This window comes from Microbacterium sp. GXF7504, from assembly GCF_054798235.1.
Genome location: NZ_JBSJZI010000004.1, coordinates 132,361 through 154,694, shown reverse-complemented (window position 1 = coordinate 154,694; position 22,334 = coordinate 132,361). Strand labels below are relative to the sequence as shown.

General features: G+C 72.1%; 19 protein-coding genes. 4 read left to right on the top strand and 15 right to left on the bottom strand.

Annotated features, from left to right (window positions below; genetic code table 11):
* Positions 1 to 47 precede the first annotated feature (47 nt).
* On the bottom strand, positions 48 to 614 hold the full coding sequence (locus ACWAUO_RS11320) for a nucleotidyltransferase family protein (RefSeq protein ID WP_460775485.1): 567 nt from the start codon (positions 612 to 614) through the stop codon (positions 48 to 50).
* Positions 615 to 663: 49 nt separating this feature from the next.
* Between ACWAUO_RS11320 and ACWAUO_RS11315 the strand changes: the two genes are divergently transcribed.
* The 4 genes from ACWAUO_RS11315 (at position 664) to ACWAUO_RS11300 (ending at position 6,484) form a co-directional block, all read left to right on the top strand.
* The gene (locus tag ACWAUO_RS11315) at positions 664 to 1,740 is read left to right on the top strand and encodes an XdhC family protein (protein ID WP_460775483.1); all 1,077 of its coding nucleotides are present in this window, start codon (positions 664 to 666) and stop codon (positions 1,738 to 1,740) included.
* A gap of 210 nt (positions 1,741 to 1,950) precedes the next feature.
* A complete protein-coding gene (locus ACWAUO_RS11310) occupies positions 1,951 to 2,718 on the top strand; it encodes a nucleoside phosphorylase (protein WP_460775481.1) in 768 nt (255 codons plus the stop codon).
* A gap of 200 nt (positions 2,719 to 2,918) precedes the next feature.
* Positions 2,919 to 3,746, top strand: a complete 828-nt coding sequence (locus ACWAUO_RS11305; protein WP_460775480.1) for an FAD binding domain-containing protein — start codon at positions 2,919 to 2,921, stop codon at positions 3,744 to 3,746.
* Positions 3,743 to 6,484 carry a molybdopterin-dependent oxidoreductase gene (locus ACWAUO_RS11300; RefSeq protein ID WP_460775478.1) on the top strand — a complete coding sequence of 914 codons (2,742 nt, stop codon included), beginning with the start codon at positions 3,743 to 3,745 and terminating at the stop codon, positions 6,482 to 6,484. Before ACWAUO_RS11305 ends, ACWAUO_RS11300 begins: the two co-directional genes overlap by 4 nt.
* Positions 6,485 to 6,757: 273 nt before the next feature.
* Here ACWAUO_RS11300 and add read toward each other — a convergent pair whose 3' ends face one another.
* The 14 genes from add to allB form a co-directional block, all read right to left on the bottom strand.
* On the bottom strand, positions 6,758 to 7,801 hold the full coding sequence (gene add, locus ACWAUO_RS11295; RefSeq protein WP_460775477.1) for an adenosine deaminase: 1,044 nt from the start codon (positions 7,799 to 7,801) through the stop codon (positions 6,758 to 6,760).
* A complete protein-coding gene (locus ACWAUO_RS11290) occupies positions 7,798 to 8,469 on the bottom strand; it encodes a helix-turn-helix domain-containing protein (protein ID WP_460775475.1) in 672 nt (223 codons plus the stop codon). Before ACWAUO_RS11290 ends, add begins: the two co-directional genes overlap by 4 nt.
* Positions 8,444 to 9,484 carry an adenosine deaminase gene (locus tag ACWAUO_RS11285; RefSeq protein WP_460775474.1) on the bottom strand — a complete coding sequence of 347 codons (1,041 nt, stop codon included), beginning with the start codon at positions 9,482 to 9,484 and terminating at the stop codon, positions 8,444 to 8,446. Before ACWAUO_RS11285 ends, ACWAUO_RS11290 begins: the two co-directional genes overlap by 26 nt.
* Before the next feature lie 53 nt (positions 9,485 to 9,537).
* Complete coding sequence (locus ACWAUO_RS11280) at positions 9,538 to 10,419, bottom strand: ABC transporter permease (protein WP_460775472.1); 882 nt, start codon at positions 10,417 to 10,419, stop codon at positions 9,538 to 9,540.
* Positions 10,416 to 11,246: an ABC transporter permease gene (locus ACWAUO_RS11275; protein WP_460775471.1), complete on the bottom strand. Its 831-nt coding sequence runs from the start codon at positions 11,244 to 11,246 to the stop codon at positions 10,416 to 10,418. Before ACWAUO_RS11275 ends, ACWAUO_RS11280 begins: the two co-directional genes overlap by 4 nt.
* A complete protein-coding gene (locus ACWAUO_RS11270; RefSeq protein WP_460775469.1) occupies positions 11,236 to 12,060 on the bottom strand; it encodes an ABC transporter ATP-binding protein in 825 nt (274 codons plus the stop codon). Before ACWAUO_RS11270 ends, ACWAUO_RS11275 begins: the two co-directional genes overlap by 11 nt.
* A gap of 35 nt (positions 12,061 to 12,095) precedes the next feature.
* Positions 12,096 to 13,166: an ABC transporter substrate-binding protein gene (locus tag ACWAUO_RS11265; RefSeq protein WP_460775468.1), complete on the bottom strand. Its 1,071-nt coding sequence runs from the start codon at positions 13,164 to 13,166 to the stop codon at positions 12,096 to 12,098.
* 230 nt (positions 13,167 to 13,396) lie between these two features.
* The gene (locus ACWAUO_RS11260; RefSeq protein ID WP_460775467.1) at positions 13,397 to 13,888 is read right to left on the bottom strand and encodes a nitroreductase family deazaflavin-dependent oxidoreductase; all 492 of its coding nucleotides are present in this window, start codon (positions 13,886 to 13,888) and stop codon (positions 13,397 to 13,399) included.
* A gap of 162 nt (positions 13,889 to 14,050) precedes the next feature.
* Positions 14,051 to 15,436: an amidohydrolase family protein gene (locus ACWAUO_RS11255; protein WP_460775465.1), complete on the bottom strand. Its 1,386-nt coding sequence runs from the start codon at positions 15,434 to 15,436 to the stop codon at positions 14,051 to 14,053.
* Between the two features lie 144 nt (positions 15,437 to 15,580).
* Positions 15,581 to 16,891, bottom strand: a complete 1,311-nt coding sequence (locus ACWAUO_RS11250; protein ID WP_460775464.1) for an allantoate amidohydrolase — start codon at positions 16,889 to 16,891, stop codon at positions 15,581 to 15,583.
* Entirely contained in the window at positions 16,891 to 18,075 is a 1,185-nt protein-coding gene (locus ACWAUO_RS11245) for a pyridoxal-phosphate-dependent aminotransferase family protein (protein WP_460775789.1), read from the bottom strand. Before ACWAUO_RS11245 ends, ACWAUO_RS11250 begins: the two co-directional genes overlap by 1 nt.
* Before the next feature lie 77 nt (positions 18,076 to 18,152).
* The gene (locus ACWAUO_RS11240) at positions 18,153 to 19,739 is read right to left on the bottom strand and encodes an AtzH-like domain-containing protein (RefSeq protein ID WP_460775462.1); all 1,587 of its coding nucleotides are present in this window, start codon (positions 19,737 to 19,739) and stop codon (positions 18,153 to 18,155) included.
* Positions 19,736 to 20,839: an acetamidase/formamidase family protein gene (locus ACWAUO_RS11235; protein WP_460775461.1), complete on the bottom strand. Its 1,104-nt coding sequence runs from the start codon at positions 20,837 to 20,839 to the stop codon at positions 19,736 to 19,738. The genes ACWAUO_RS11240 and ACWAUO_RS11235 overlap by 4 nt, the downstream gene beginning before the upstream one ends.
* Positions 20,836 to 22,176: an allantoinase AllB gene (allB, locus tag ACWAUO_RS11230; protein WP_460775460.1), complete on the bottom strand. Its 1,341-nt coding sequence runs from the start codon at positions 22,174 to 22,176 to the stop codon at positions 20,836 to 20,838. Before allB ends, ACWAUO_RS11235 begins: the two co-directional genes overlap by 4 nt.
* Positions 22,177 to 22,334: the final 158 nt, after the last annotated feature.

The following is a 22,334-nucleotide window of genomic DNA, read 5'->3' as shown; positions in this document are numbered from 1 at the left end:
AGATGTACGCGTGGGAGCGGTTCCCTCGTACATCTGAGGCAACTCGATCAGGGGTGCGGGCGGCGGTCGATGTCGGCGCCGGACCACAGGTCGGCGCACTCGACACCGACGGCGCCGTGCGCGCGGAGGTACGGACCGGCACCGCGGTCGCCCTCCAGGTCTGCGGCGAGCGGCCCCCAGTGGTCGCGGCCGACCAGCACCGGATGCCCGGGGCGACCGTCGTAGACGGCCTGGGCGAGCGCGTCGGGAGCGGCGAGCGACCGGATGCGGTGCACCGCAGCATCCGGCAGGTCCGGGGTGTCGACGGTGACGATGAGGAGCGCCCCGGCATCCGTGGCGGCGGCCGCGGCGAGCCCTGCCCGGACGGTCGCCGCGAGCCCGTCGGCCCAGTCCGCGACCGGCACGGTCTGCACCCCGGGCAGGACCAGCGCACCGACCTCGTCGGCCTCCGCACCGACGGCGACGAGCACCGGTCCGCATCCGCCGCCCCGGAGCGCGTCGACCGCGAGCCCGACCCAGGGGCGGCCGTCCGGCGTCCGCGCGAGCCCCTTGGGACCGCCGAACCGGGTGCCGGCGCCTGCGGCGAGCACGAGGCCGGCGGTCGGTCGATCCATGATCGGTCAGCGTAGCGCGCCGGTAACACGCGGGGACTACCGTGGCGACATGCTCGAACTGGCCGCAGACCTCCTCCCGCTCCTGCGGGCTGGCGAACGCGTCGCCGTGGTCACGGTCGCGCGGGTCGCCCGCAGCGCCCCCCGGGGAGCGGGCGCCGCCATGGCGGTGACCGCCGACGCGCGCGTCATCGGCTCGATCTCGGGCGGGTGCGTGGAGTCGGATGCGGTCTCGCTCGCCCTCGCCGCGCTCGCCCGCGACCGCGGCACGTCGGGGCGCCTCGGGTTCTCCGACGAGCAGGCGTTCGCCGCCGGGCTCGCATGCGGCGGCTCGATCGACGCGGTCATCAGCGTGCTGCATCCGGACGACCACGTCGTGATCGACGCGTTGGAGACGGCGCAGGCCGGCGGGCGCGCGGCCGTCGCCGTCGTGGCGACCGGTCCGCGCATCGGCGAGGTGATCGACCCGGTCGTCGTGGACGGGGTCACGGCCGGCAGCGAGACCCGCATGCTCGAGGCGGCGTACGAGGGCGCCGACGTGCTCCTGGTCCGCACCGCACCGCCGCCGAAGCTCATCCTCCTCGGCGCGGGCGAGCACGCTGCGGCGCTGTGCCGGCTCGGCACCGCGGCGGGCTTCGCCGTCACGGTGTGCGACGTGTGGGACCTCCTCACGACCCGCGAGCGGTTCCCCGACGCGGCGGAACTCGTCACGGCGATCCCGGCCGAGCACCTCGCTTCGCTCGGCCCGGACGAGATCGACGAGCGCACCGCGGTGTGCGTGCTCACGCACGACGTACGGCTCGACATCCCCGCCCTGCGCACCGCGCTCCGGATGCCCGTCGGGTTCGTCGGCGCGATGGGCGCGCGCTCCACGGTCGCCCGCCGGGCGGAGCTGCTCCGGGCCGAGGGCGTCACGGACACCGAACTCGCGCGGCTGCATTCGCCGCTCGGGCTCGACCTCGGCGGCACCAGCCCCGAGCACACCGCGATCGCGGTGCTGGCGGAGATCGTGGCGGTCCGTCACGGCCGCGACGCACAGCCGCTCCGTGACGGCGTCGGCCCCCTGCACGCCCGCGTCGCTCCCGATGCCGGCGCGACGGTCGCCGCGAGCGCCTGCAGCGTGGCCTGAGCGCCCTCTCCCCCTCGCCGAGACCACACCCATTCGCCGAGGCCACATCCAGTTGGGTGTGGTCTCGCTGGATGGATGTGGTCTCGCGCGTTCACAACGGCGTCACACGCGGCGGGTATCCTCGCCGATGCGTGTCCTATCACCATGGAGCCACCCAGGGCGGGGACTGCGACGACACATCGTCCCAGCACCCACCGAGGAGGTACCCCCATGTCCGCAGCCGTCGACAAGTCCCAGGTCGGCCGTGACGCCCGCCAGTTCCACATCGGCATCGCGCCCGGCGAGGTCTCGACCGTCGCCCTGCTCCCGGGCGACCCGTTCCGGGTCCCCTTCGTCGCCGAGTTCCTCACCGAGGTGAAGGAAGTGGCGCACAACCGCGAGCACCGCACCATGACCGGCTGGTACAAGGGCCGACTCATCACCGCCACCTCGACCGGCATGGGCTGCCCGTCCACCGCGATCGCCGTCGAGGAGCTCCACCGGGTCGGGGTCACCTCCGTCATCCGGGTCGGCAGCTCCGGCGCCCTGCAGCCGGGCATCGCCCCCGGCGACCTGATCGTGAGCGAGGGCAGCTTCCGCAACGACGGCACGACCGACGCGTACCTGCCGAAGGGGTTCCCCGCCGTGCCCGACCTCGAGCTCACCGCATCCCTCGACCGCAACTCCCGGCGCATCGCGGAGGCCGTCGGCACGAAGTCCGTGCGCGGCATCACGGTCAGCGACGACGCCTTCTACGCCGAGACGCCGGAATGGATCGCCCAGCTCAACGCCATGGGCATCGTCGGGGTCGAGATGGAGGCGTCGGCGATGTACATCGTCGCGCGCCTGCGCGGCATGCGCGCCGGCATGGTGTGCGCCGCATCCAGCAACCTCGTCGACGGCACCTCGCTGTACGACGACGCGCACCACGGCATCAAGGACGGCTGGATGCGGTCGATCGAGGCCGCGCTGGAGACCGCCGTCGAGCTCGAGCTCTGACCCACCCCGCCGAGACCACATCCTTCCCGCGAGACCACATCCGGTTGGGTGTCGGCGAACGGATGTGGTCTCGCGCTGCCGGGAGGGTGTCCGGCCAGCGGGATCCATGGGGATACTGCCGGTGTCATCACCGGTAACAGCCGTGAAACGTCGCTCTGCTTGACTCACGGTGTTCGTGCCATCAACATTCGGGAGGTCTCGTGGACATCACCACCGTCACGGGCTACCGTGTCGCCCGCTCCCGCGACGACCTGGCGCTCGCGCCGGGCGAGGTCGTGCTCGCCGGGGGCACGTGGCTCATGAGCGAGCCGCAGCCCGACACCACCGGGTTCGTCGACCTCACCGGACTCGGTTGGGACGAGATCGACGCGACCGACGAGGGCCTGCGCATCGGCGCCACCTGCACGATCGCGAACCTGCTCGCGTGGGCCGAGGGGCGTGCCGCGACGACTCCCCCGGCGGACTGGACCGCGGTGTCGATGATCCCGGATGCGGTCAACGCCCTGCTCGCATCGTTCAAGATCTGGAACACCGCCACCGTCGGCGGCAACATCTGCCGCTCGTTCGCGGCCGGCGCCATGGTCTCCCTCACCGCGGGACTCGACGGCGTCGCCGAGATCTGGACCCCCGCCGGGGGAACGCGCCACCAGGCGGTCGCCGAGTTCGTCACCGGCAACGGCACGAACACGCTCGCACCGGGCGAGGTGCTGCGATCCGTGTTCGTCCCCGCATCCGCCCTCCGGTCGCGCGCGCTGCTGCGCAAGATCGCGCTGGCCGAGCTCGGCCGCTCCGGCGCGGTCGTCACCGGGCGCCGCGACGAGGACGGCGCGTGCGTGTTCGTCGTCACCGCCGCCACGCTCACCCCGACCGTGCTGCGATACGCGGGCGTGCCCGCCGCGGCGGAATTGGCGGATGCGGTCGCAGCCGCATCCGGGTACTACACCGACCCGCTCGGCTCGGCGGACTGGCGCCGCGGGGTCAGCGGCGTGCTGGCGGAACGGATCCGCGTGGAGTTGGAGGCCGCATGAGGTTCGAGGTCAACGGCGCGGCGATCGACGCGGAGCCCGCCGCGGGACAGTGCCTGCGGACGCTCCTGCGCGAGCACGGCCACACCGAGGTGAAGAAGGGCTGCGACGCCGGCGACTGCGGCGCCTGCAGCGTCCTCGTCGACGGCCAGCCGGTGCACTCGTGCATCATCCCCGCCGTCCGCATGGAGGGCCGGGCCGTCACGACGGCCGCGGGGCTCGCGCCCGGCGACGAGCTGCACCCGGTGCAGGAGGCGCTCGTCGAGAAGTTCGGCTTCCAGTGCGGGTTCTGCACGCCCGGCATGAGCCTCACCGCATCCACCCTCTGCGCCTCCGACCTCGACGACCTCGACCGGCGCATGAAGGGCAACCTCTGCCGCTGCACCGGGTACCGCCCGATCAAGGAGGCGATCCGCGAGTCCGTGCTCGGTCCGGTGCGCGAGACCGGGCCGGCGCCGGCGCCGCAGGGCGTCGGGCAGTCGGTGCGCCCGGAGGCCGGCCGCCGCGTCGTCCAGGGCAAGGAACCGTACACGTTCGACATCGTCGGTGCGCCCGACCAGCCGTGGGAGGGCACCGCGCTCACCCTGCGCGTCGTGGCCAGCCCGCACGCGCACGCCCGCATCCGGTCGATCGACACGAGCGAGGCGCTCGCGGTGCCCGGCGTCGTCGCCGTGCTCACCCACGAGGACGCGCCCCTCACCCGCTTCTCCACCGGTCGTCACGAGCACCGCACCGACGACTCGGACGACACCCGCGTGCTCGACGACACGGTCCGGTTCATCGGACAGCGCGTCGCCGCCGTCGTCGCCGAGACCGCGGCGGCGGCGGATGCGGCCTGCCGCCTCGTCCGCGTCGACTACGAGGTGCTGCCGGCGGTGTTCGACCCCGAGGAGGCCCGAAGCGGCCGCGCCCCGGTGATCCACCCCGGCCGCACCCCCGAGGACCGCGTGCAGGACGCCGAGCGGAACACCGTGCTCTCCTTCCAGGAGGTGCACGGCGACGACGTCGAGGAGGTGCTCGCCCGCAGCGCCGTCACGGTCGAGGGCACCTGGCGCACCTCCCGGGTCACGCACGCGCAACTCGAGACGCACGGCGCGATCGGGTGGCTCGACGACGAGGGCCGCATCGTCATCCGCTCCTCGACCCAGGTGCCGTTCCTCACGCGCGACGAACTGTGCCGCGTCTTCGGCCTCGAGCGCGACCGGATGCGCGTGTACGCCGCCCGGGTCGGCGGCGGGTTCGGCGGCAAGCAGGAGATCTTCACCGAGGACCTCGTGACCCTCGCGGTGCTGCGCACCGGGCGCCCGGTGGCGTACGAGTTCGCACGCACCGACCAGTTCCAGCGCGCCGCGCTGCGGCATCCGATGCGGGTGTCGGTGCGGCTCGGCGCCGACCCCGACGGGCGCCTCACCGCGATGGCGGTCGACGTGCTCAGCGACGCCGGCGCCTACGGCAACCACTCCCGCGGCGTGCTCTTCCACGCCGTGTCGGAGTCGACGCACATCTACCACGCGCCCAGCCGGCGGATCGACGCCGCCGCGGTCTACACGAACAACGTGCCCTCCGGCGCGTTCCGCGGCTACGGGCTCGGGCAGGTCATGCTCGGTGTGGAGTCCGCCATGGACATGCTGTCGGAGCAACTGGGCATCGACCCGTTCGAGCTCCGCCGGATCAACGCGGCGCGACCCGAGCACGGCGAGCTCGGCAACGGCCTCACCTGGGGCAGCCACGGCCTGGACCAGTGCCTCGCCGACGCGCGTGCAGCGCTCGCCCGCGGCAACGGCGTCACCGCCCCCGACGGATGGCTCGTCGGGGAGGGCATGGCCGCGGCGATGATCGCGACGATCGCGCCGTTCGGCCACGTGTCGCGCACGCACGCGACGCTCCGCCCCGACGGCACCTACCTGCTGCAGGCCGGCACCGCCGAGTTCGGCAACGGCACCTCGACCGTGCTCCGGCAGATCGCCGCCACCGTCTTCGACGTCGGCTTCGACCGACTCACCCTCTGGCACGCCGACACCGACGCCGTCGCCCACGACACCGGGGCGTTCGCCTCGACGGGCATCACGGTCGCGGGCAAGGCGCTGTATGCCGCGTGCGGCATGCTCGAGCGGCGGATGCGGCGGATCGCCGCCGGGCTGACCGGCACGGCGCCCGAGGACGCCCGCGTGACGGCCGACGGCGTGGTCACGGCGGCGCGGACGGTCGGGTTCGACGAGATCGTTGTCGCGGCTCCCGACGACGAGCGGAACGCCGAGGGGCTCACCGCCGACGGCAGCGAGCTCGGCGACATCCGCTCGCTCGCGTTCAACGTGCACGCGGTGCGGGTCGCGGTGGAGCCGGAGACGGGCACGGTCCGCATCCTGCAGTCCGTGCACGCCGCCGACGCGGGCACGGTCATGAACCCGGCCCAGGCGCGCGGCCAGGTCGAGGGCGGTGTCGCGCAGGGCATCGGCAGCGCCCTGTACGAGGAGGTCATGACCGACGGCGCGGGCCGGGTCATCACGCCGGTGTTCCGCACGTACCGCGTGCCGCAGTTCGCGGACGTGCCCGAGACCGAGGTGTTCTTCGCCGACACCGAGGACGCCGTGGGCCCCTTCGGTGCGAAGCCGATGAGTGAGAGCCCGTACAACCCGGTGGCCCCGGCGATCGGCAACGCGATCGCGCGCGCCCTCGGCGTGCGGCCGTTCGAGCAGCCGTTCAGCCGCGACCGCGTCTGGCGCCTCGCCCAGGAGCGCTGAACCCCGCCTCATCCGTCGCGAATGTCGCATCCGCACCCCGCGGATGCGACATCTGCGACGGGTGAAACCCTCCTCGCCTGTCGCGAAGTGCGGCCGCGAGCGACACGTCGCGACAGGTGAGCGGGGCGGCGCGAAGCCGGGACGCGGGCGGCGGGCCGTGCACAACTGCGGAGATCGCGGGCGACACGCCGCATCCGGATGCCGGTGGCACGGCGTGTCGGGGACGAACTCCGCAGTTGTGCTCGCGAAGACGAGCACGCACGCGCGGGCGGGTCAGGCGGGGGCGAGGAGCGCGTCGAGGGCGAGGAACTGCGCCTGGAAGTCCGCGCGGAGGCGGGCCTTCCGGGCCTCGTCGCAGAACGCGCCGTCGATGCCGTTGAGGGCGATCTGCTTCGCGGTGGCGGCGTCGACGCCCATCGCGGCGAGCCCCTCGCGGTACTCGCGGCCGAGGTCGGTGCGGAAGAACATGGCGTCGTCGGTGGAGACCGCGACCCGCAGGCCCGCGTCGATCATGGCGCGGATGCGGTGGTGCTCGTCCAGCGTCCAGCCCGAGCAGATCGTGGTCGAGACCGGCGTCACGGTGAACACGACGTCGCGCTCACGGGCGGAGGCGACGAGCTCCGGATCGTCCACGATGCGGTAGCCGTGGTCGAGGCGGTCGCAGTCGAGCACCTCGAGCGCCTCACGCACGGCGGCCGGCTGCGCGTATGGCGTCTCCGCCACGTGCGCGGTGCGCAGCAGCCCGTGGCGCTTCGCGAGCGCGTACGCCTCGGCGAACCGCGCCGGGTCCTCGGTGTCCTCGGGGGTCAGGTCGTCCTGGCCGATCCCGACGACCTCGGGCAGGTCGTGGTCGATCACCTGCTGCACCATGTCGACGGCGGATGCGGCGGACTCGCGGCGGTTGATCGCCGCGACGATGCCGAACCCCACCCCGAAGTCCTGCTCGGCGGCGCGGAGCCCCGCGATGATCGGGTCCATCACCTGCCGGTACGTGAGCCCGCGGGAGAAGAAGTACTGCGGGTTGACGTAATACTCGCGGTAGCGGAGGTTCGCCTCGGCGACAGCGGCCCGCACGCCCTCGTACGCGACGCGTTCGAAGTCCTCCGGATCGCGCAGCACGTCGTGCGCGTACCGGAACGCGACGAGGAAGTCACGGAGGTCCTCGAAGTCGAACAGGGTCGCCGGGTCGGACGAGGGCAGGCTGACGCCGTGCTTCGCCGCGAGTTCGAGGAACAGCGGCGCACTCATGGTGGAGGCGAAGTGGCAGTGCAGCTCGGTCTTGGGCAGCAGCTGCAGGTAGTCAGGGTACGAGATCACGGGAGCTCCTGGGTGGGGGCGGGCGACCGCAGCCGCGGGCCCTCCTTCACGACGATGAGGCGGTACGGCTCGCCGTCCGCCGACCACCAGCGGTGGCGGACGCCGCCGCCGTAGTAGAGGGAGTCGCCCGGGCCGAGGCGGTACTGCTCGCCGGCGAGTTCGACGACGACCGAGCCGTCGGCGACGTAGAGGAACTCGTCCTCCGCGTGGCTGAACGCCTCACCCGGCTCCACCGCGTCGGAGAGCACCTCCATCGGGTGGAACGGCGACGCGCCGGGCGCCAGCATCCGCGCCGTGCCGATGGCGAAGCCGTCGGGCACCGCACCGGATCCGGCGCGCCGGAGTTCGACGCCGCCGGTCTCCGCCGACGGCTCCTCGGATGCGGCGATGAGCTCGATCGGGCTGGTCTGCAGCGCGAGCGCGATCCGGCGCAGCGACCCCAGGCTCGGCTGGGCGAGGCCGCGCTCGAGCTGGCTGAGGAACGGGTGCGACAGTTCGGTGGCCGCCGCGAGCTGCACGAGGGTGAGCTCGCGAGCTTTGCGCAGCTCCCGGATCCGCGCCCCGAGGCGGAGCACCGCGGCGGTGTCGTCCTCCTGGGCCGGATCCGCGGATCCCGGGATGCTGCTGATCACGGTCGTGGGATCACTCGGTCGGCGCCGCTGCTGCATGCGCGGCAGCGTACTCCTCGACCTTCGCGAGGAACGCCGCGCGGCGGGCCGGGGTGAGCCAGGACGCCTCGAAGGAGTTCTTCGCGAGCTGCACGAGCTCCTCGCGGGTGAGTCCCGCGTGCTCGGCGAGCGCGACGTAGTTGTCGCCGACGTAACCGCCGAAGTAGGCCGGGTCGTCGGAGTTGACGGTGACCTTCACGCCCTGCCGCATGAGCGAGACGATCTCGTCCGACTTCATCTGCTCGGTCACGAACGAGTTCGAGACGGGGCAGCAGGTGAAGCCGAGGCCCCGCTCGGCGGCGAGGGCGACGAGCGCGGGGTCCTCGACGATGTTCGTGCCGTGGTCGATGCGGTCGACCTGGATGTCGTGCAGCACCTGGCCGATGTGCTCGATCGACCCGGGCTGGTCGATGTCGCAGTGCATCGTGAGCAGGAACCCCTCCTGGCGGGCACGGGCGAACACCTCGGCGAACTTCGCCGGCGGGTTGCCGCGCTCGTCGGAGTCGAGACCGACGCCCACGATCCACTGCTTGTAGGGCAGCGCCTCCATGAGGGTGGACATGGCGTGCTCGGCGGTGAAGTCGCGCAGGAAGCACATGATGAGCTCGGCCGAGACGCCGAGCTCGCGCTCGGCGCGCACGACCGCGCGGCGGTAGCCGCCGATCACGTGCTCGAACGGCACGCCGCGGCTGGTGTGCGCCTGCGGGTCGAAGAACATCTCGGCGTGCACGACGCCCTGCGACGCCGCCTTCTGCAGGTACGCCCAGGCCAGGTCGTGGAAGTCGTCCGCGGTCTGCAGCACCCGCATCGCCGGGTAGTACACCTGCAAGAAGCTGGTGAGGTCGGTGAAGTCGTACGTCGCGCGGACGTCCTCGACGGTCTTCTCCGCCAGCTCGATGCCGTTGCGGGCGGCGAGTTCGAACTTGAGCTCGGGCTCGAGGGTGCCCTCGAGGTGCAGGTGCAGCTCGGCCTTCGGCAGGCCATAGGCGAACGCGGTCAGCGCGGTGTCGGTCATGAGGGTCTTCCTGGGTGGTTCTTCGGGTGGGACGGATGCGGACGCGGCGCGGCTCAGATGCCCTTCTGCGCCCGCATCCCCATCCTGGCGAGGACGACGTCCTCGACGATCTGGATGACGTTGTAAAGCACGAGCGACACCACGGTGACGAGCACGACCGCGGTCCACAGCGCGCTGAACTGCGCCTGCGGGATGTAGCCGGCGATCGAACCGCCGATGCCGCCGCCGACCGCGAGCCACTCGGCGAGCAGGGCGCCGGTGATGGCGCCCGGGACCGAGATGCGCACCGCGGCGAAGAACGCCGGGAGCGAGGAGGGCATCGCGACCTTGCGGAGCTTCGTCCAGGAGCCGCCGCCGTAGACCTCGACGAGGTCGTTCATCTGCGGCGAGGCGGACTTGAGACCGAACGAGATGTTCACGAGGGCGGGGAAGAGCACCACGATGCCGCCGATGACCGCGACCGTGGTGATCTCGCGACCGAAGATCATGATGATGACCGGCGCCATGGCGACCAGCGGCACGGAACGCAGCAGCATCGCGACCGGCATGAGCGCGTTCTCGATGCCCTTGGACAGCTGGAACAGCGAGGCGACGATGAGCGCGACGACGAGGCCGGCGATGAAGCCGATCGCCGCGTCGGCGAGGCTCTGGCCGAGCTGCGTGAACATCGTCTCCCGGTTCACGGCGGCGTTGGGCACCGTGAACAGGTAGTTCCAGACGTCGATCGGCCCCTTGGCGATCATCGGCGAGATGTTGAGGAGCGAGATCGCACCCACCCACAGCACGAGGACCGCGGCGATGGTGCCGAAGAACGTGAGCAGCCCCCAGAGGAGCGCCTTGAGGGCGCCGGATGCGGCCTGCTTGCGCATCTTGCCGGCGAGTTCCGGCGCGGGGGTGGTGACGACGGCGGCGGGCGCCTGGGCGGTGGTGGTCACTTGGTTCCTCCCTTCGACCACGGCGCGATGGCGCGCGCGATCAGCCCGACCACACCGAAGCCGGCGAGGGCGACGGCGCCGCTGGCGAGCGCGAGGGCCCAGACGACAGGCGCGTTGGACGCCTGCTGGGCGAGGATCATGGCGAGTCCCACGCCGGCCTCGATCTTGCCGAAGAACTCACCGAGCACGGCGCCGAGGAAGGCGGCGGGCACGGCGATCTGCAGCGCGTTCAGGATGGCGGGGAGGGCGGCGATGAGCCGCACCTTGGTGAGCTGGGTGAGCTTCGAGCCGCCGTAGACGGTGATGACGTCGAGGCTGGCCTTGTCGGCCGACTTCAGCCCGAGGAGGGCGCCGACGACGGTCGTGAAGAAGCAGGAGAGCGCGGCGAGGAAGACGGCGGTGCCGCTGGGGGCGCCCACAGGCGGGGCACCGAACAGGACGACCGCCAGCATCCCGATCGCGACGATCGGCACGCAGTAGGTGAGGATCGCGATCTGCATCGCGACGCCTTCCAGTCGCGGCACCAGCAGCACGAGGAACGCGAGCAGGAGGGCCAGGCCGTTGCCCCACAGGTAGCCGATGCCGGCCTCGGTGAGGGTGACGGAGAAGTTGCGCCAGTAGTAGGCCCAGCCGCTCTCGACGTAGCTGAGGATGACCTCGGGCGGGCTCGGGATGATCTGCTTGCCGGACGGGTTGAGGAACACCGCGGAGAGGATCCACCACAGCGCGACGAGCCCGATCCCGCCGATCGTCCCGGTCACCCAGCCGGGAAGACGGACGTCCTCCCACTGGATGGCGCGGCCCTTCGGCGCTGTCTCAGTGGTCATCGGCGGCGGCGCCTCCCGCGCCGAAGAGGAGTTCGGAGGCCTCGTCCACATAGGCGTGGAACTCGGGCGTGCGCATCATCTCCGGGGTGCGCGGACGCGGCAGGTCGATGTCCATGACCGCCTTGACGCGACCCGGGCGCGGGCTCATGACCGCGACCTTGTCGGAGAGGAAGATGGCCTCGGAGATGCCGTGCGTGACCAGCAGGGTGGTCGCCGGCTTCTCGCTCCAGATGCGCAGGAGCTCCAGGTTGAGCTTCTGGCGCGTCATGTCGTCGAGCGCACCGAAGGGCTCGTCGAACAGGAGCACCTCGGGACGCATGATGAGCGAGCGCGCGATGGACACGCGCTGGCGCATGCCGCCGGAGAGCTGGGCGGGCTTGGCCTTCTCGAAGCCACGGAGCCCCACCAGGGCGATCATCTCGTCGACGTAGGCCTTGTCCACCGGCTTGCCCGCGATCTCGAAGGGCAGCTTGATGTTGCTGTACACGCTCCGCCAGGGCATCAGCGCGGAGTCCTGGAAGGCGATGCCGAGCTTGTTCTCCTTGCGCATCTCCCGGGGGCTCTTGCCGTCCACGCGGGTGGTGCCGCTGGTGGGCTGGTCCAGTCCCGCGAGGATGCGCAGGATCGTGGACTTGCCGCATCCGGACGGCCCCAGCAGCGAGAGGAACGTGCCCTGCTCGGTGTGGAGGTTCGCGTCCTGGAGGGCGACCACGCTCTTGCGGCCGGTGGTGAAGACCTTGTTCAGGCCGGTGATCTGAAGGCCGGTGCCCAGGGTGGTCCCCTGGGCACCGGTCTCGACGACGGTGTTCGTCACGATGGTGCTCCGTGTCGGATTTCTTCGAGGATCGCTTACTTCGCGTAGGCGATCAGGTCGGGGTTCTCGGCGTAGACCTCTTCGAGGAGCGACGTGTCGAACAGCTGCTCGGCGGTCACGTTGATGCCGGCGTTCGCCAGGCTCTTGATCGTGTCGGCCTGCAGTTCGTCGGAGATCGTGAAGAGGCCGTTCTCGACGGTCTCCTCGGAGACGACGAGCTGCTCGAGCTGTGCGATGGCACCCTCGGTCGAGTTGACCGGGTCGAGGTCGAGGTCGGCACCGAAGTCCTCGTAGGCGAGACGGGCGCACTCCTCCGGGTCGTTGACCGCGGCGGCCCAGCCCTGGATCTCGGCCTTGAGGAACGCCTTCACGAGCTCGGGGTTGTTCTCGATCATCTCCTCGGTGGCGACGATGGTCTCGGCCGGGTAGGCGAGGCCGTTGGTCGCAACCGGCAGGTTGACCGTGTCGTAGCCCTCGTTCGCGACGATGATCGACTCGTTGGTGAGGTAGGAGACGAAGCCGTCGACCTCGCCGTTGGTGAGCGGCGCCGGGTCGTACTGCACCGGGACGATCGTCACATCGGAGGTGGTCATGCCGTTGGCGGCGAGGAAGGCGTTGATCAGCGAGGTGTTGGAGTCCTGCACACCGATCTTCTTGCCCTTCAGGTCCTCGACGGTGGCGATGTTGCCGCCGTCCTTGAGGGACAGGATCGTGAAGGGGTTCTTCTGGAAGGTGGTGGCGATGATCTTCAGCGGCGCACCCTCGTTCGCCACGACCGTGCCGACGGCGACGGCGTCGGAGAGCCCGAAGTCCGCGGTGCCGGAGAGCAGCTCGGTGGTGGAGGTGGACGGGCCGGGGACCAGGTTCACGGTGAGACCCTCGGCCTCGTAGAAGCCCTCGGTCTCGGCGAAGTACTCGCCGCAGAACTCCTCGTTCTTGATCCAGGAGAGCTGGACGGTGACGTCGTTGCCGGCGCTGTCGGCGTCGGCGGACGCGCTCGAGGAGGCGTCGGACGCGCCGGAGCAGGCGGACAGGGCGAGCGCCGACAGCGAGACGGCTGCGACGGACAGGGCGACGCGCTTGCGTCGAGGGGTGAAGAAGGACATGGGCTGTGTCTCCAGATGCCGGGTGGTGCACTCGGGTGGGTGAGTGTGCGGTCCTGTGGAACTCGGCCCCGCAACGCATCCGAAGCTATGGGATGTAGATTTCACCAACACTGGCCGAACTGTTTCCGCCCCGTTACGCATTCGGCACTTTTGTTTCGGGGCGACGAGCGGGCGTGTCGGCGACGGGCTGTGACGGCCGGCGGATGCGGGGTGCCTCGCGGCTGTGTCGGTCAGCGGATGCGGCGGGTCGGGCGCAGCAGGAACAGCCGCACCGTGCGACCGGACTCGCGCTCGTACGCGCGGTAGCCGGGCCACTGGCGCTCGATGCGTGCCCACGCCGCGTCGCGTTCCGCATCCGGGATGCGGGTCGCGTGCACCGTGTACTCGCGGCCGCGGACGAGGATGCGGGCGTCGGGGTGCGCCATGAGGTTGTAGGTCCAGCCGGGGTGGCGTTCGCGGGCGAAACTCGTGCCGGCGACGATCGCCCGGCCGTGCCCGTCCGGGGTGTACATGAGGTACGACTCCCGCTCCGCCCCGCTCCTCGCGCCGCGGGTGACGAGGACGAGCGAGGGCACCAGCAGCCCGCTCAGCTGCACCCTCCGGCCGCTGAGGCGCGTCAGCATCCGCTCGATCGGCGGCATCGCCCGCGGTGCGATCCGGCGGAACGCGCGGGTGCGCGTCACCGGTGCGATGCAGCGGCGCACCACGTCGCGGACGTCCATGGCGTCAGCCTAGGCGCGCGGTGCGTGGCGTGCGCGCTTCGCGTCCCGCCGCCCGTGCGCCGTGCACAACTGCGGAGTCGACGGCCGACACGCCGCGTCCGGATGCGGGGGGCACGGCGTGTCGGCGACCATCTCCGCAGTTGTGCTCGCGGCGGGGGCCGCTCAGCGCGGGTGACCGTGCTGCGCGGCGCGAGCCGGCAGGTCGGTGTGCACCCGGGCCGACGCCTCCTCGGCGAGCGGGTTCGTCGAGCGACCCTCCTCGCTCGTGAGGACGCCGCCGACGTAGACCTGCTTGAGGTTCCGCAGGCTCATCGACAGCACGTAGGAGCGCACCGGATGCCACAGCGGACCGACGTCGGGGGTGCGCGGGTCGACGACGACGAAGTCGGCGAACTTGCCCACCTCGAGGCTGCCGACCCGGTCGGCGACGCCGAGGATCTCCGCCCCGCCGAGGGTGTGCAGGCGCAGCACGCGCTCCGGGGTCATCGACAGCGGGTCCTTGGTGCGGGCGCGCTGCATGAAGATGCCCGCGCGCATGTTGCCCCACGGGTCGGCGATGTCGGTGCACGCCTGGTCGTCGAGGCCCATGCCGACGCCCATGCCGAGCTCGAGCATCTCCGGCACGAGGGCGACACCCGAGGCGAGGCGGCCGTTGGAGGCGGGCTGCCACGACATCGACGAGCCGTGCTCGGCGGTGGTGCGGATGATCTCCTCGGTGGTCTGGATGAAGTGGCCGAACATCATGTCGGGGCCGAGGGCACCCGCATCCCGGTACATCGCGAACTTCGCCTGCTGCACCGCGACCGCCTCGGGCGACTCGAGGAAGTGCGCCTGGTTCGTGACGCCGAACCGGCGCATCGCCTCGACCTCGAGTTCGGCGGCCTCGGGACGCGGCGACCACTGCACCTGGCCCATGATCGAGACGCCGAGGGCGAGGTCGGGGTCGAGCGACCGGGTGTGCGCGACCTCGGCGGCGAACCGCTCGAAGATCTCGTCGTCGCTGCCGGTGGACACGTCCATGCCGATCGCGTCGACGAAGCGCAGGCCGGCGTCGAGGCAGCCGTCGGCCTGCCGCGTGTGGTAGGCCAGCTCGCGCAGCGGCGCGTCGCCGCCGAGCCGCTTGCCGTCGACCATCGACTCCCACGCCTGCAGCGGATCGGTGAAGTTGTAGGCGGTGGTGACGCCGTTCGCGAGGAAGTCGAGCGACCCGTGCAGGGTCGACCAGTACATGTCCTCGGGGCTCAGGTGGGCCGTGAACCCGAGCATGGAGTCGCACCAGCCGTACAGGGTCTCGTTCGCGCCGAGCCCGCGCAGGCCGCTCGTGAACAGGTGCGAGTGGCTCGACACGAACCCGGGCGCCACGAACGCGCGCTCGACGTCGAGCACCTCGTCCGCCGCCGTGCGCGTCTCGACGGGGGCGTCGCCCTCGCCGATCGCGGCGATGCGGCCGTGTTCCACCAGCATCCAGCCGTGGTCGATGTACCCCGGATCGTCGGTGCCTGCGGGCACGGTGATGAGGCGGGCGTTCACGACGAGGAGCGTGGTCATGGGCGGTTCCTTCTTGGATCGTCGGGGTGTGCGCCACGCTACCCGTGCCGTGTTTCGGCGCTGCTACGGGGCGTCGGGCGGCGTTCGCCCGTCGCGAATGCAGGGTCCTTGGCGGTGCGACCCCACATGTGCGACGGGCGAACCTCAGGCGGCGGTGCGGTCGGAGGCGAGCTGCAGCACGGACTCGGCGAGGGCGCGGATGCCGAGGGCGACGTCCGACCCGGAGACCGCCTCGGCGGGGTGGTGGCTCACGCCGTCGGGGTTGCGCAGGAACAGCATCCCGACGTCGGTGACGGCGCCGATCGCCATGCCGTCGTGTCCGGCCGGGCTGAACAGGGTCGGCGGCTCGTCGCCCGGGAGCGTGGACAGGATGCCCTCGCGGACGACGTCCTGCAGCAGCGGCGCGCACATCACGGCCGGCGCGTTGTGCACCTCGCGGGCGCTCCAGCGCAGGTGCCGGCGGCCCATGATGGCGTCGAGCTCGCGGGAGATCTCGTCCCACACGCGGTCGCGGTCGCCGTCGAACTCGCCGCGCAGGTCGAGCGAGAAGCGGGTCTCGCCCGGCACGACGTTCACCGCGCCGGGGAACGCCTCGAGCTGGCCGACGGTGCCGATGATGTGGTGCTCGGCGCTGCAGATGCGCTCGACGGCCAGCGCCGCCTCGCTCGCACCGAGCAGCGCGTCACGGCGCATGTCGTACGGGGTGCCGCCCGCGTGTCGGGCCTCGCCCTCGACGACGAGCTGGAACCGGCGTGCCGCGGCGATCGACGACACGACGGCGAGCGACTCGCCCCGGCGGTCGAGCTCGGGGCCCTGCTCGATGTGCGCCTCGAGGTAGCCGACGAGCTCCTCCGGGCGCCGGGCCGCCTCACCGACGCGGGCGGGGTCGAGACCGAACTCGAGGAACGCCTCGCGCAGGGTCGTGCCGTCGGCGTCGGCGAGCGCCCACCACTCGTCGCGCCACTGGCCGGACACCGCCGACGACCCGAGCAGCGCCTTGCCGAAGCGGGTGCCCTCCTCGTCGGAGAACGCGATCACCTCGAGCGCGAAGGGCAGTGCGACGCCGAAGCGGTCGTCGGATGCGGGGGCCCGCAGCAGGCGCGCGACCTCCAGCGCCATGAGCACGCCGACGATCCCGTCGTACCGGCCCGCGTCGATGACGGTGTCCAGGTGCGAACCGAGCACGAGCGCCGGCCGCTCCGGGTCGAGCCGCCCGTCCCGCACGGGTTCCAGCCGGCCGACCTGGTTGCCGGCCGCATCCTGCCGGGTGCGCATGCCGATCTCGCGCATCCACTCGGCGGCGAGCCGGTTCACGCGTGCGTGCTCGGGCGAGAGGTAGACGCGCTCGATGCGACCGCTCGTCGCGGAGACCCGGGCGAGCTCATCGCAACGTGCCATGACGCGCCGTGCGGCCGCCGCCACGCGATCGGGGCTGACCCCGGTGAGCAGGGGCATCAGGCGCGTCCCGCGTAGACGTCCGCCCCCGCTTCGACACCGCCGCCGGCCGGCACCTTCGCGCCGAACCGGCGCAGCGTCGCCTCGAGGGCGGCGAGGGTCGTGAGCACGGCGCCCTTGCGCGCGTTGTAACCCATCGTGCCGATGCGCCACACCTTGCCGTGCAGCGGACCGAACGAGGTGCCGATCTCGATGCCGAAGTCCTCGAGCATCGCGCCGCGGGCGGCATCCCCGGGGACGCCCTCGGGGATCTCGACCGCGACGACGTTGTTCATCTTGTGCGCGACGTCGCCGAAGACCGTCATGCCGAGCCCCTGGACGCCGGCGAGCATGGCGTCGCCGGCCAGCTTGTGGCGGGCGATCACCTCGTCGCGTCCCTCGAGGAGGAGCACGCGGGCGCACTCGCGGGCGGCGTAGAGCATGCTCGTCGCCTCGGTGTGGTGGTTGAGGCGGCGCGGCCCCCAGTAGTCGAGGATCATGCCGAGGTCGAAGTAGTTCGAGCGGACGAAGTCGGATGCCGACTCGTCGCCCGCCTCGCGGATGCCCGCCTCGATGCGGCCGCGGCTGCGGATGACCTCGACCGCCTTGTCGCTGAGGGTGATCGGCGCGGAACCCGAGGGACCGCCGAGGCACTTCTGCAGGCCGGCGGTCGCCGCATCCAGCCCCCAGGCGTCGGCCTCGAAGTCGTTGCCGCCGAGGGACGCGGTCGCATCGGAGTAGAACAGCACGCCGTGCCGGTCGCAGATCGCGCCGATCTCGTCGAGCGGCTGGTTCATCGTGGTCGACGTGTCACCCTGCACGAGTGCGAGCAGCGTCGGCCGGACCCGCACGATGGCCTCCTCGATGACGCTCGGCGCGAACACCTGGCCCCACGCGGTCTCGATCGTGTGGACCTCGGCCATCGCGCGTTCGGCGATCTCGGCGAGGAGGTGCCCGAAGCGGCCGAACACGGGCACGAGCACGCGGTCGCCGGGGCGCACGAGCGAGGTGATGGCCGCCTCGATGCCGGCGCGGGAGGTGCCGTCGACGAGCATGGTGCCCTCGTTGCGGGTGCCCCACACCTGGCGGTACAGCTCCTGCGTCTCGTTCATCGCCGCGGTCATGAAGGGGTCGTACTGGCCGACGAGCGGGGCGGACATGGCCCGCAGCACCGAGGGGTACGCCGAGATGGGCCCCGGTCCCATGAGCAGGCGGGCGGGCGGGTCGATGGGGCCGGGGATCGTCACGGTGGTACTCCTTGTGGTTCTGCTGGTGCGGTCGCTCAGCGGGCGACCGCGGCGAGGCGCCGCGCGAGGCGGACCAGCGCGATGTCGGTGCCGGCACGCGAGACCAGGCACACGCCGACGGGGGCGGGGCCGAGCTGCGAGCGGACGGTCATGAGGGGGGCGGACAGGGCGGGGAGCCCGCCGATGGCCGCGGGGGCGGTCATGCGGAGGGTGGCCTGGCGGACCGCATCGATGCGGGCGCCGTCGGCGGTGCGCATCGGTGCCGGACCGGGGACGGTGGGCAGGATCAGCACCGCGTCGCGCACGACCTCGTGGATGCGCTCGCGCAGCGTCTCGAGGCGGCCGCGCGCATCCTGCTCCTGTGCGGGGGTGACCTCGCTCGCGATGCGGAAGCGCTCCGCGACGGCGGGGCCGACCGCCCCGGGGTGGTCGCGCAGCCAGCGCTCGTTGTTGCGCCACGCCTCGGCGCCCTGCACGACGCGGAACGGGTCGTAGTAGTCGTCGAGCGACCCGATCTCGACCCGGCGCATGACGGGGGCGTCGTCGGATGCGGCGAGTCTGGCGAGGAAGGCGTCGAACGCGGTCCGGGTGTCGGGCTCGACCGCCTCCATGACCTCGTGCGGGACGACGAAGCGCCAGGGCAGGTCGTCGCCGGACTCGCCGTAGACGCTCTCGGTCGACTCGGAGCCGTCGTAGCTCAGCACCCAGTCGGCGACCCGCTGCAACGTCTCGCCGTCGCGGGTGAGCCACCCGACGGTGTCGAACGACTGCGCGAGCGGCAGCATCCCCATGCGCGGGACGAGCCCGTGCGTCGTGCGCAGGCCCCACAGTCCCTGGTAGGAGGCGGGCACGCGGATCGAGCCGGCGGTGTCGGTGGCGAGACCCACCTCGGCCTGCCCGGTGGCGACCGCGGCGGCAGGCCCGGAGGAGGAGCCGCCGGGGAGGGCACCGGGAAGACCGCCGTTCGGCGGGGTGCCGTAGTGCGGGTTGTCGCCGGCGATCGAGTAGGCGAACTCGTCGGTGCGGGCGATGCCGCGCAGCGACGCGCCGCCGCGGAGCAGGTCGGTGACGGCGGGCGCGCTCGTCGGCTCCGGCTTGGCGGATTCGAGGAATGCGGGGTTGCCGGCGCCGATGCGGTAGCCGGAGATCGCGAAGAGGTCCTTCACCGCGACGTGCAGACCCTCCAGCGGGCCCTCCCAGGCGCCCTGGAGCAGCGGGTCGCCGACCGAGCGCCACACGGAGCGGTCGAGCGCCTGCGGGCGGGGCGACACGTGCGCCGCGGTGATGAGCCAGCGTCCGTCGAGCTTCTGCCAGACCTGGGTCTGCAGGCCGGTGCCGCCGCCGCGGTACCGGGAGATGGAGACGAGGAGCGCCACGTCCGGGCCGAGCGGACGGTACTCGATGCGCTCGATCTCGCGCGGCGGGACCCCGCCGCGCACGCCGCGGAACGCGCTGATCGCGTCGTGGCCGACGAGGAGCCCCGCCGCGTCGCCGCGCATGGTGCCGGGGCCGGGCGCGAACATCTCGTCGAGCACGTCGAGGTCGTTGTCGAGGATCGCCCGCTCGTACCGGTCGAATGCGGTGAACAGGTCGTCCGGGACGTCCTCGCCGATGGCGCTCACGCGTCGGCTCCGTTCGCGGTCACGGCGGCGAAGTCCGCCTCGCGGATGCGGGCGTGCACACCGCAGACGATGTCGACGACCTGCGAGATGTCGAAGTCGGTGGCGGCGGACAGGTATGCGTAGGCGAGGTGCTCGTCCATCCCGTACCGGGCCTGCAGCAGGCGGAGGGCATTGCGCACGCAGCGGCGCATCGCCTCGCCGAGGTCGGGGTCCATGCCGGTGGGCACGAGGTAGTCGCCCGTGCGCACGAGCGGGCCGGTGAGCTCGCCGAAGGCGGCGAGCGCCTCCTCGCGGGGCACGACGTCGAAGCGGAGCGTCGCCCGCAGCGACGCCTCCAGCGCGGTGAGCGCCACCTCGCCGTCGCCCTGCGCGAAGTGCGGGTCGCCGACGTAGGCGAGGGCACCCTCGACCTGCACGGGCAGGTAGAGCACGGCGCCCTCGACGAGCAGGTTGATGTCGATGTTGCCGCCGTGGTCGCCCGGGGGCACGGAGTGCGGTCGCTCGTCACCGGCGACCGCGACGCCCATGGTGCCGAGGAACGGTGCGAGCGGGAAGGCGACGGATGCGGGACCGCCGTCGGTGAGCGGCAGCATCCCGACGGCGCCGTCCTCGCGCTCCTCGACGGCTGCGAAGACGCTCACGTTGTGCTGCCCGCGCGGCAGCTCGCCGACGAGTGCGCCCTTGCCGTGCCGGTTGGAGATGACGCCGTACGGCACGCGCGGGTCGAGCGTGACCACCGTGATCTTCAGCAGGTCGCCCGGCTTCGCGCCGGAGACGCGGATCGGGCCGGTGACGACGTGCGGGCCGTCAGCCATGACGTCGCGCGACAGCGAGCGGGCGATCTCGATCGCGTCGGTGAGCACCTGGTCGGCGGGCACGCCCTTGCCGGTGAAGTAGCCGAGCGGGTCCTTGCCCTGGTCCTCGAGGATCCCCTCGTGACTGACCGTGTCGATCGTGACGAGGTCACCGGGCTCGACCGTCAGCACGGGGGCGTCGACGGCGCAGGGCAGACGCCCCCACAGCACGGTCTCGGGGGTCGCGGGCAGGTAGTGGTCGCCGGGGATGGGACCGGTGCCCGGCTGCAGGATCTGTGACGTCACGCTCGCTCCTTCGCGCGGATGAGTTCACGGCCGTGTCGCACCGACACCGCCTCGCCGTGACGGTACACGGCTTCGCCACGCAGGTAGGTCGCGCGGACCCGCCCGGTGAGGGTCGCGCCGTCCCACGGCGTGACCGGGTTGCGGTACTCGAGCTCGTCGGCCCGCACGGCGAACGCGTCGTCCGGGCCGAACACGACCAGGTGGGCGGGCGCGCCCGGTTCGATGCGACCGAGGCCCTCCAGTCCGCCGATGCGTGCGGGGCCGGTGGTCATGAGCGGCAGCACGGTCTCCAGCGGGATGCCGCGTGCCACGGCCGCGGTGTGGACGGCCGCGAGACCGGTCTGGAGCCCCGCGATGCCGCCCCAGGCGAGCCCGAAGTCGGGCTCCCCCTTCAGCTCCACCGTCGCGGGCGAGTGGTCGCTGACGATGGCGTCGATCGTGCCGTCGACGACGCCCGCCCACAGCAGGTCCTGATTCGCGGTGTCGCGGATCGGCGGGCAGCACTTGAACGCACCGGCGCCGTCGGGCACCGTGGCGGCGTCGAGCGTGAGGTAGTGGGGGCAGGTCTCGACCGTGAGCCGGACGCCGTCCGCCTTCGCGGCGCGGACGTCGTCGAGCGCCGCCCCGTCGGAGACGTGCACGATGTGGGCACGGGCGCCGGTGCGCCGGGCGGCCTCGATCACGCTGCGGATCGCGGCGCGCTCCCCCATCGGCGGGCGCGAGGCGAGGTAGTCGGCGTAGTGGACGCCGAGCGAGCCCTCGCCGTGGACGTGCGCCGCATCCTCCGCATGCACGATGAGGAGGCCGTCGAACGCCGCCAGTTCGGTCAGCGCGGCCTCGAGCTGGGCCGCATCCAGGTGCCCGAACTCGTCGATGCCGCTGGGCAGCAGGAAGCACTTGAAGCCGACCACGCCCGCGTCGGCGAGTTCGCGCAGGTGCCCGAGGTTCTCCGGGACGGCGCCGCCCCAGTAGCCCACGTCGACCGCGAGCTTGCCGGTCGCGGCCGCGCGCTTGGCGGCGAGCGCCTCGGGGGTGGTCGTGACCGGCACCGAGTTCAGCGGCATGTCCAGGAGCGTGGTGACGCCCCCGGCGGCCGCGGCGGCGGTGCCCGTGGCGAAGCCCTCCCACTCGGTGCGGCCCGGTTCGTCGAGGTGCACGTGCGAGTCGACGAGGCCGGGGAGCAGCATCGCGTCGTCGGGCAGCACGGTGTCGGCGTCCGGATCGAACGCCTCCACCGCCGCGATCCGGCCGTCGAGGATGCGCACCGTTGCCGGTGTGAACGCACCGTCGACGAACACCCGACGCGCGGCGATCCGCGAGGGCAGGGAATCGGTCATGTCGTTCACGCTAGGCCCCGCGCGTTTCGCGAATGTAACCCAGACCAACATTGCACGTGTCGCGCCGGCGTCCGGGCTCGCGTCGGCGGCGGGTCTCTCGTCGCCGACCCACCCCCTTCTCTGCGAGCCACCCCTCTTTCTGTCGCAGAAACAGGGGT

What these genes read in the sequence shown, in the direction of transcription:
- ACWAUO_RS11320 (WP_460775485.1), bottom strand. Translation starts at nt 614, where the DNA reads ATGGATCGACCGACCGCCGGCCTCGTGCTCGCCGCAGGCGCCGGCACC.
- ACWAUO_RS11310 (WP_460775481.1), top strand. Translation starts at nt 1,951, where the DNA reads ATGTCCGCAGCCGTCGACAAGTCCCAGGTCGGCCGTGACGCCCGCCAG.
- ACWAUO_RS11285 (WP_460775474.1), bottom strand. Translation starts at nt 9,484, where the DNA reads ATGACCGACACCGCGCTGACCGCGTTCGCCTATGGCCTGCCGAAGGCC.
- ACWAUO_RS11275 (WP_460775471.1), bottom strand. Translation starts at nt 11,246, where the DNA reads ATGACCACTGAGACAGCGCCGAAGGGCCGCGCCATCCAGTGGGAGGAC.
- ACWAUO_RS11290 (WP_460775475.1), bottom strand. Translation starts at nt 8,469, where the DNA reads ATGCAGCAGCGGCGCCGACCGAGTGATCCCACGACCGTGATCAGCAGC.
- ACWAUO_RS11255 (WP_460775465.1), bottom strand. Translation starts at nt 15,436, where the DNA reads ATGACCACGCTCCTCGTCGTGAACGCCCGCCTCATCACCGTGCCCGCA.
- ACWAUO_RS11300 (WP_460775478.1), top strand. Translation starts at nt 3,743, where the DNA reads ATGAGGTTCGAGGTCAACGGCGCGGCGATCGACGCGGAGCCCGCCGCG.
- ACWAUO_RS11245 (WP_460775789.1), bottom strand. Translation starts at nt 18,075, where the DNA reads ATGGGACCGGGGCCCATCTCGGCGTACCCCTCGGTGCTGCGGGCCATG.
- ACWAUO_RS11265 (WP_460775468.1), bottom strand. Translation starts at nt 13,166, where the DNA reads ATGTCCTTCTTCACCCCTCGACGCAAGCGCGTCGCCCTGTCCGTCGCA.
- ACWAUO_RS11315 (WP_460775483.1), top strand. Translation starts at nt 664, where the DNA reads ATGCTCGAACTGGCCGCAGACCTCCTCCCGCTCCTGCGGGCTGGCGAA.
- ACWAUO_RS11250 (WP_460775464.1), bottom strand. Translation starts at nt 16,891, where the DNA reads ATGCCCCTGCTCACCGGGGTCAGCCCCGATCGCGTGGCGGCGGCCGCA.
- allB (WP_460775460.1), bottom strand. Translation starts at nt 22,176, where the DNA reads ATGACCGATTCCCTGCCCTCGCGGATCGCCGCGCGTCGGGTGTTCGTC.
- ACWAUO_RS11260 (WP_460775467.1), bottom strand. Translation starts at nt 13,888, where the DNA reads ATGGACGTCCGCGACGTGGTGCGCCGCTGCATCGCACCGGTGACGCGC.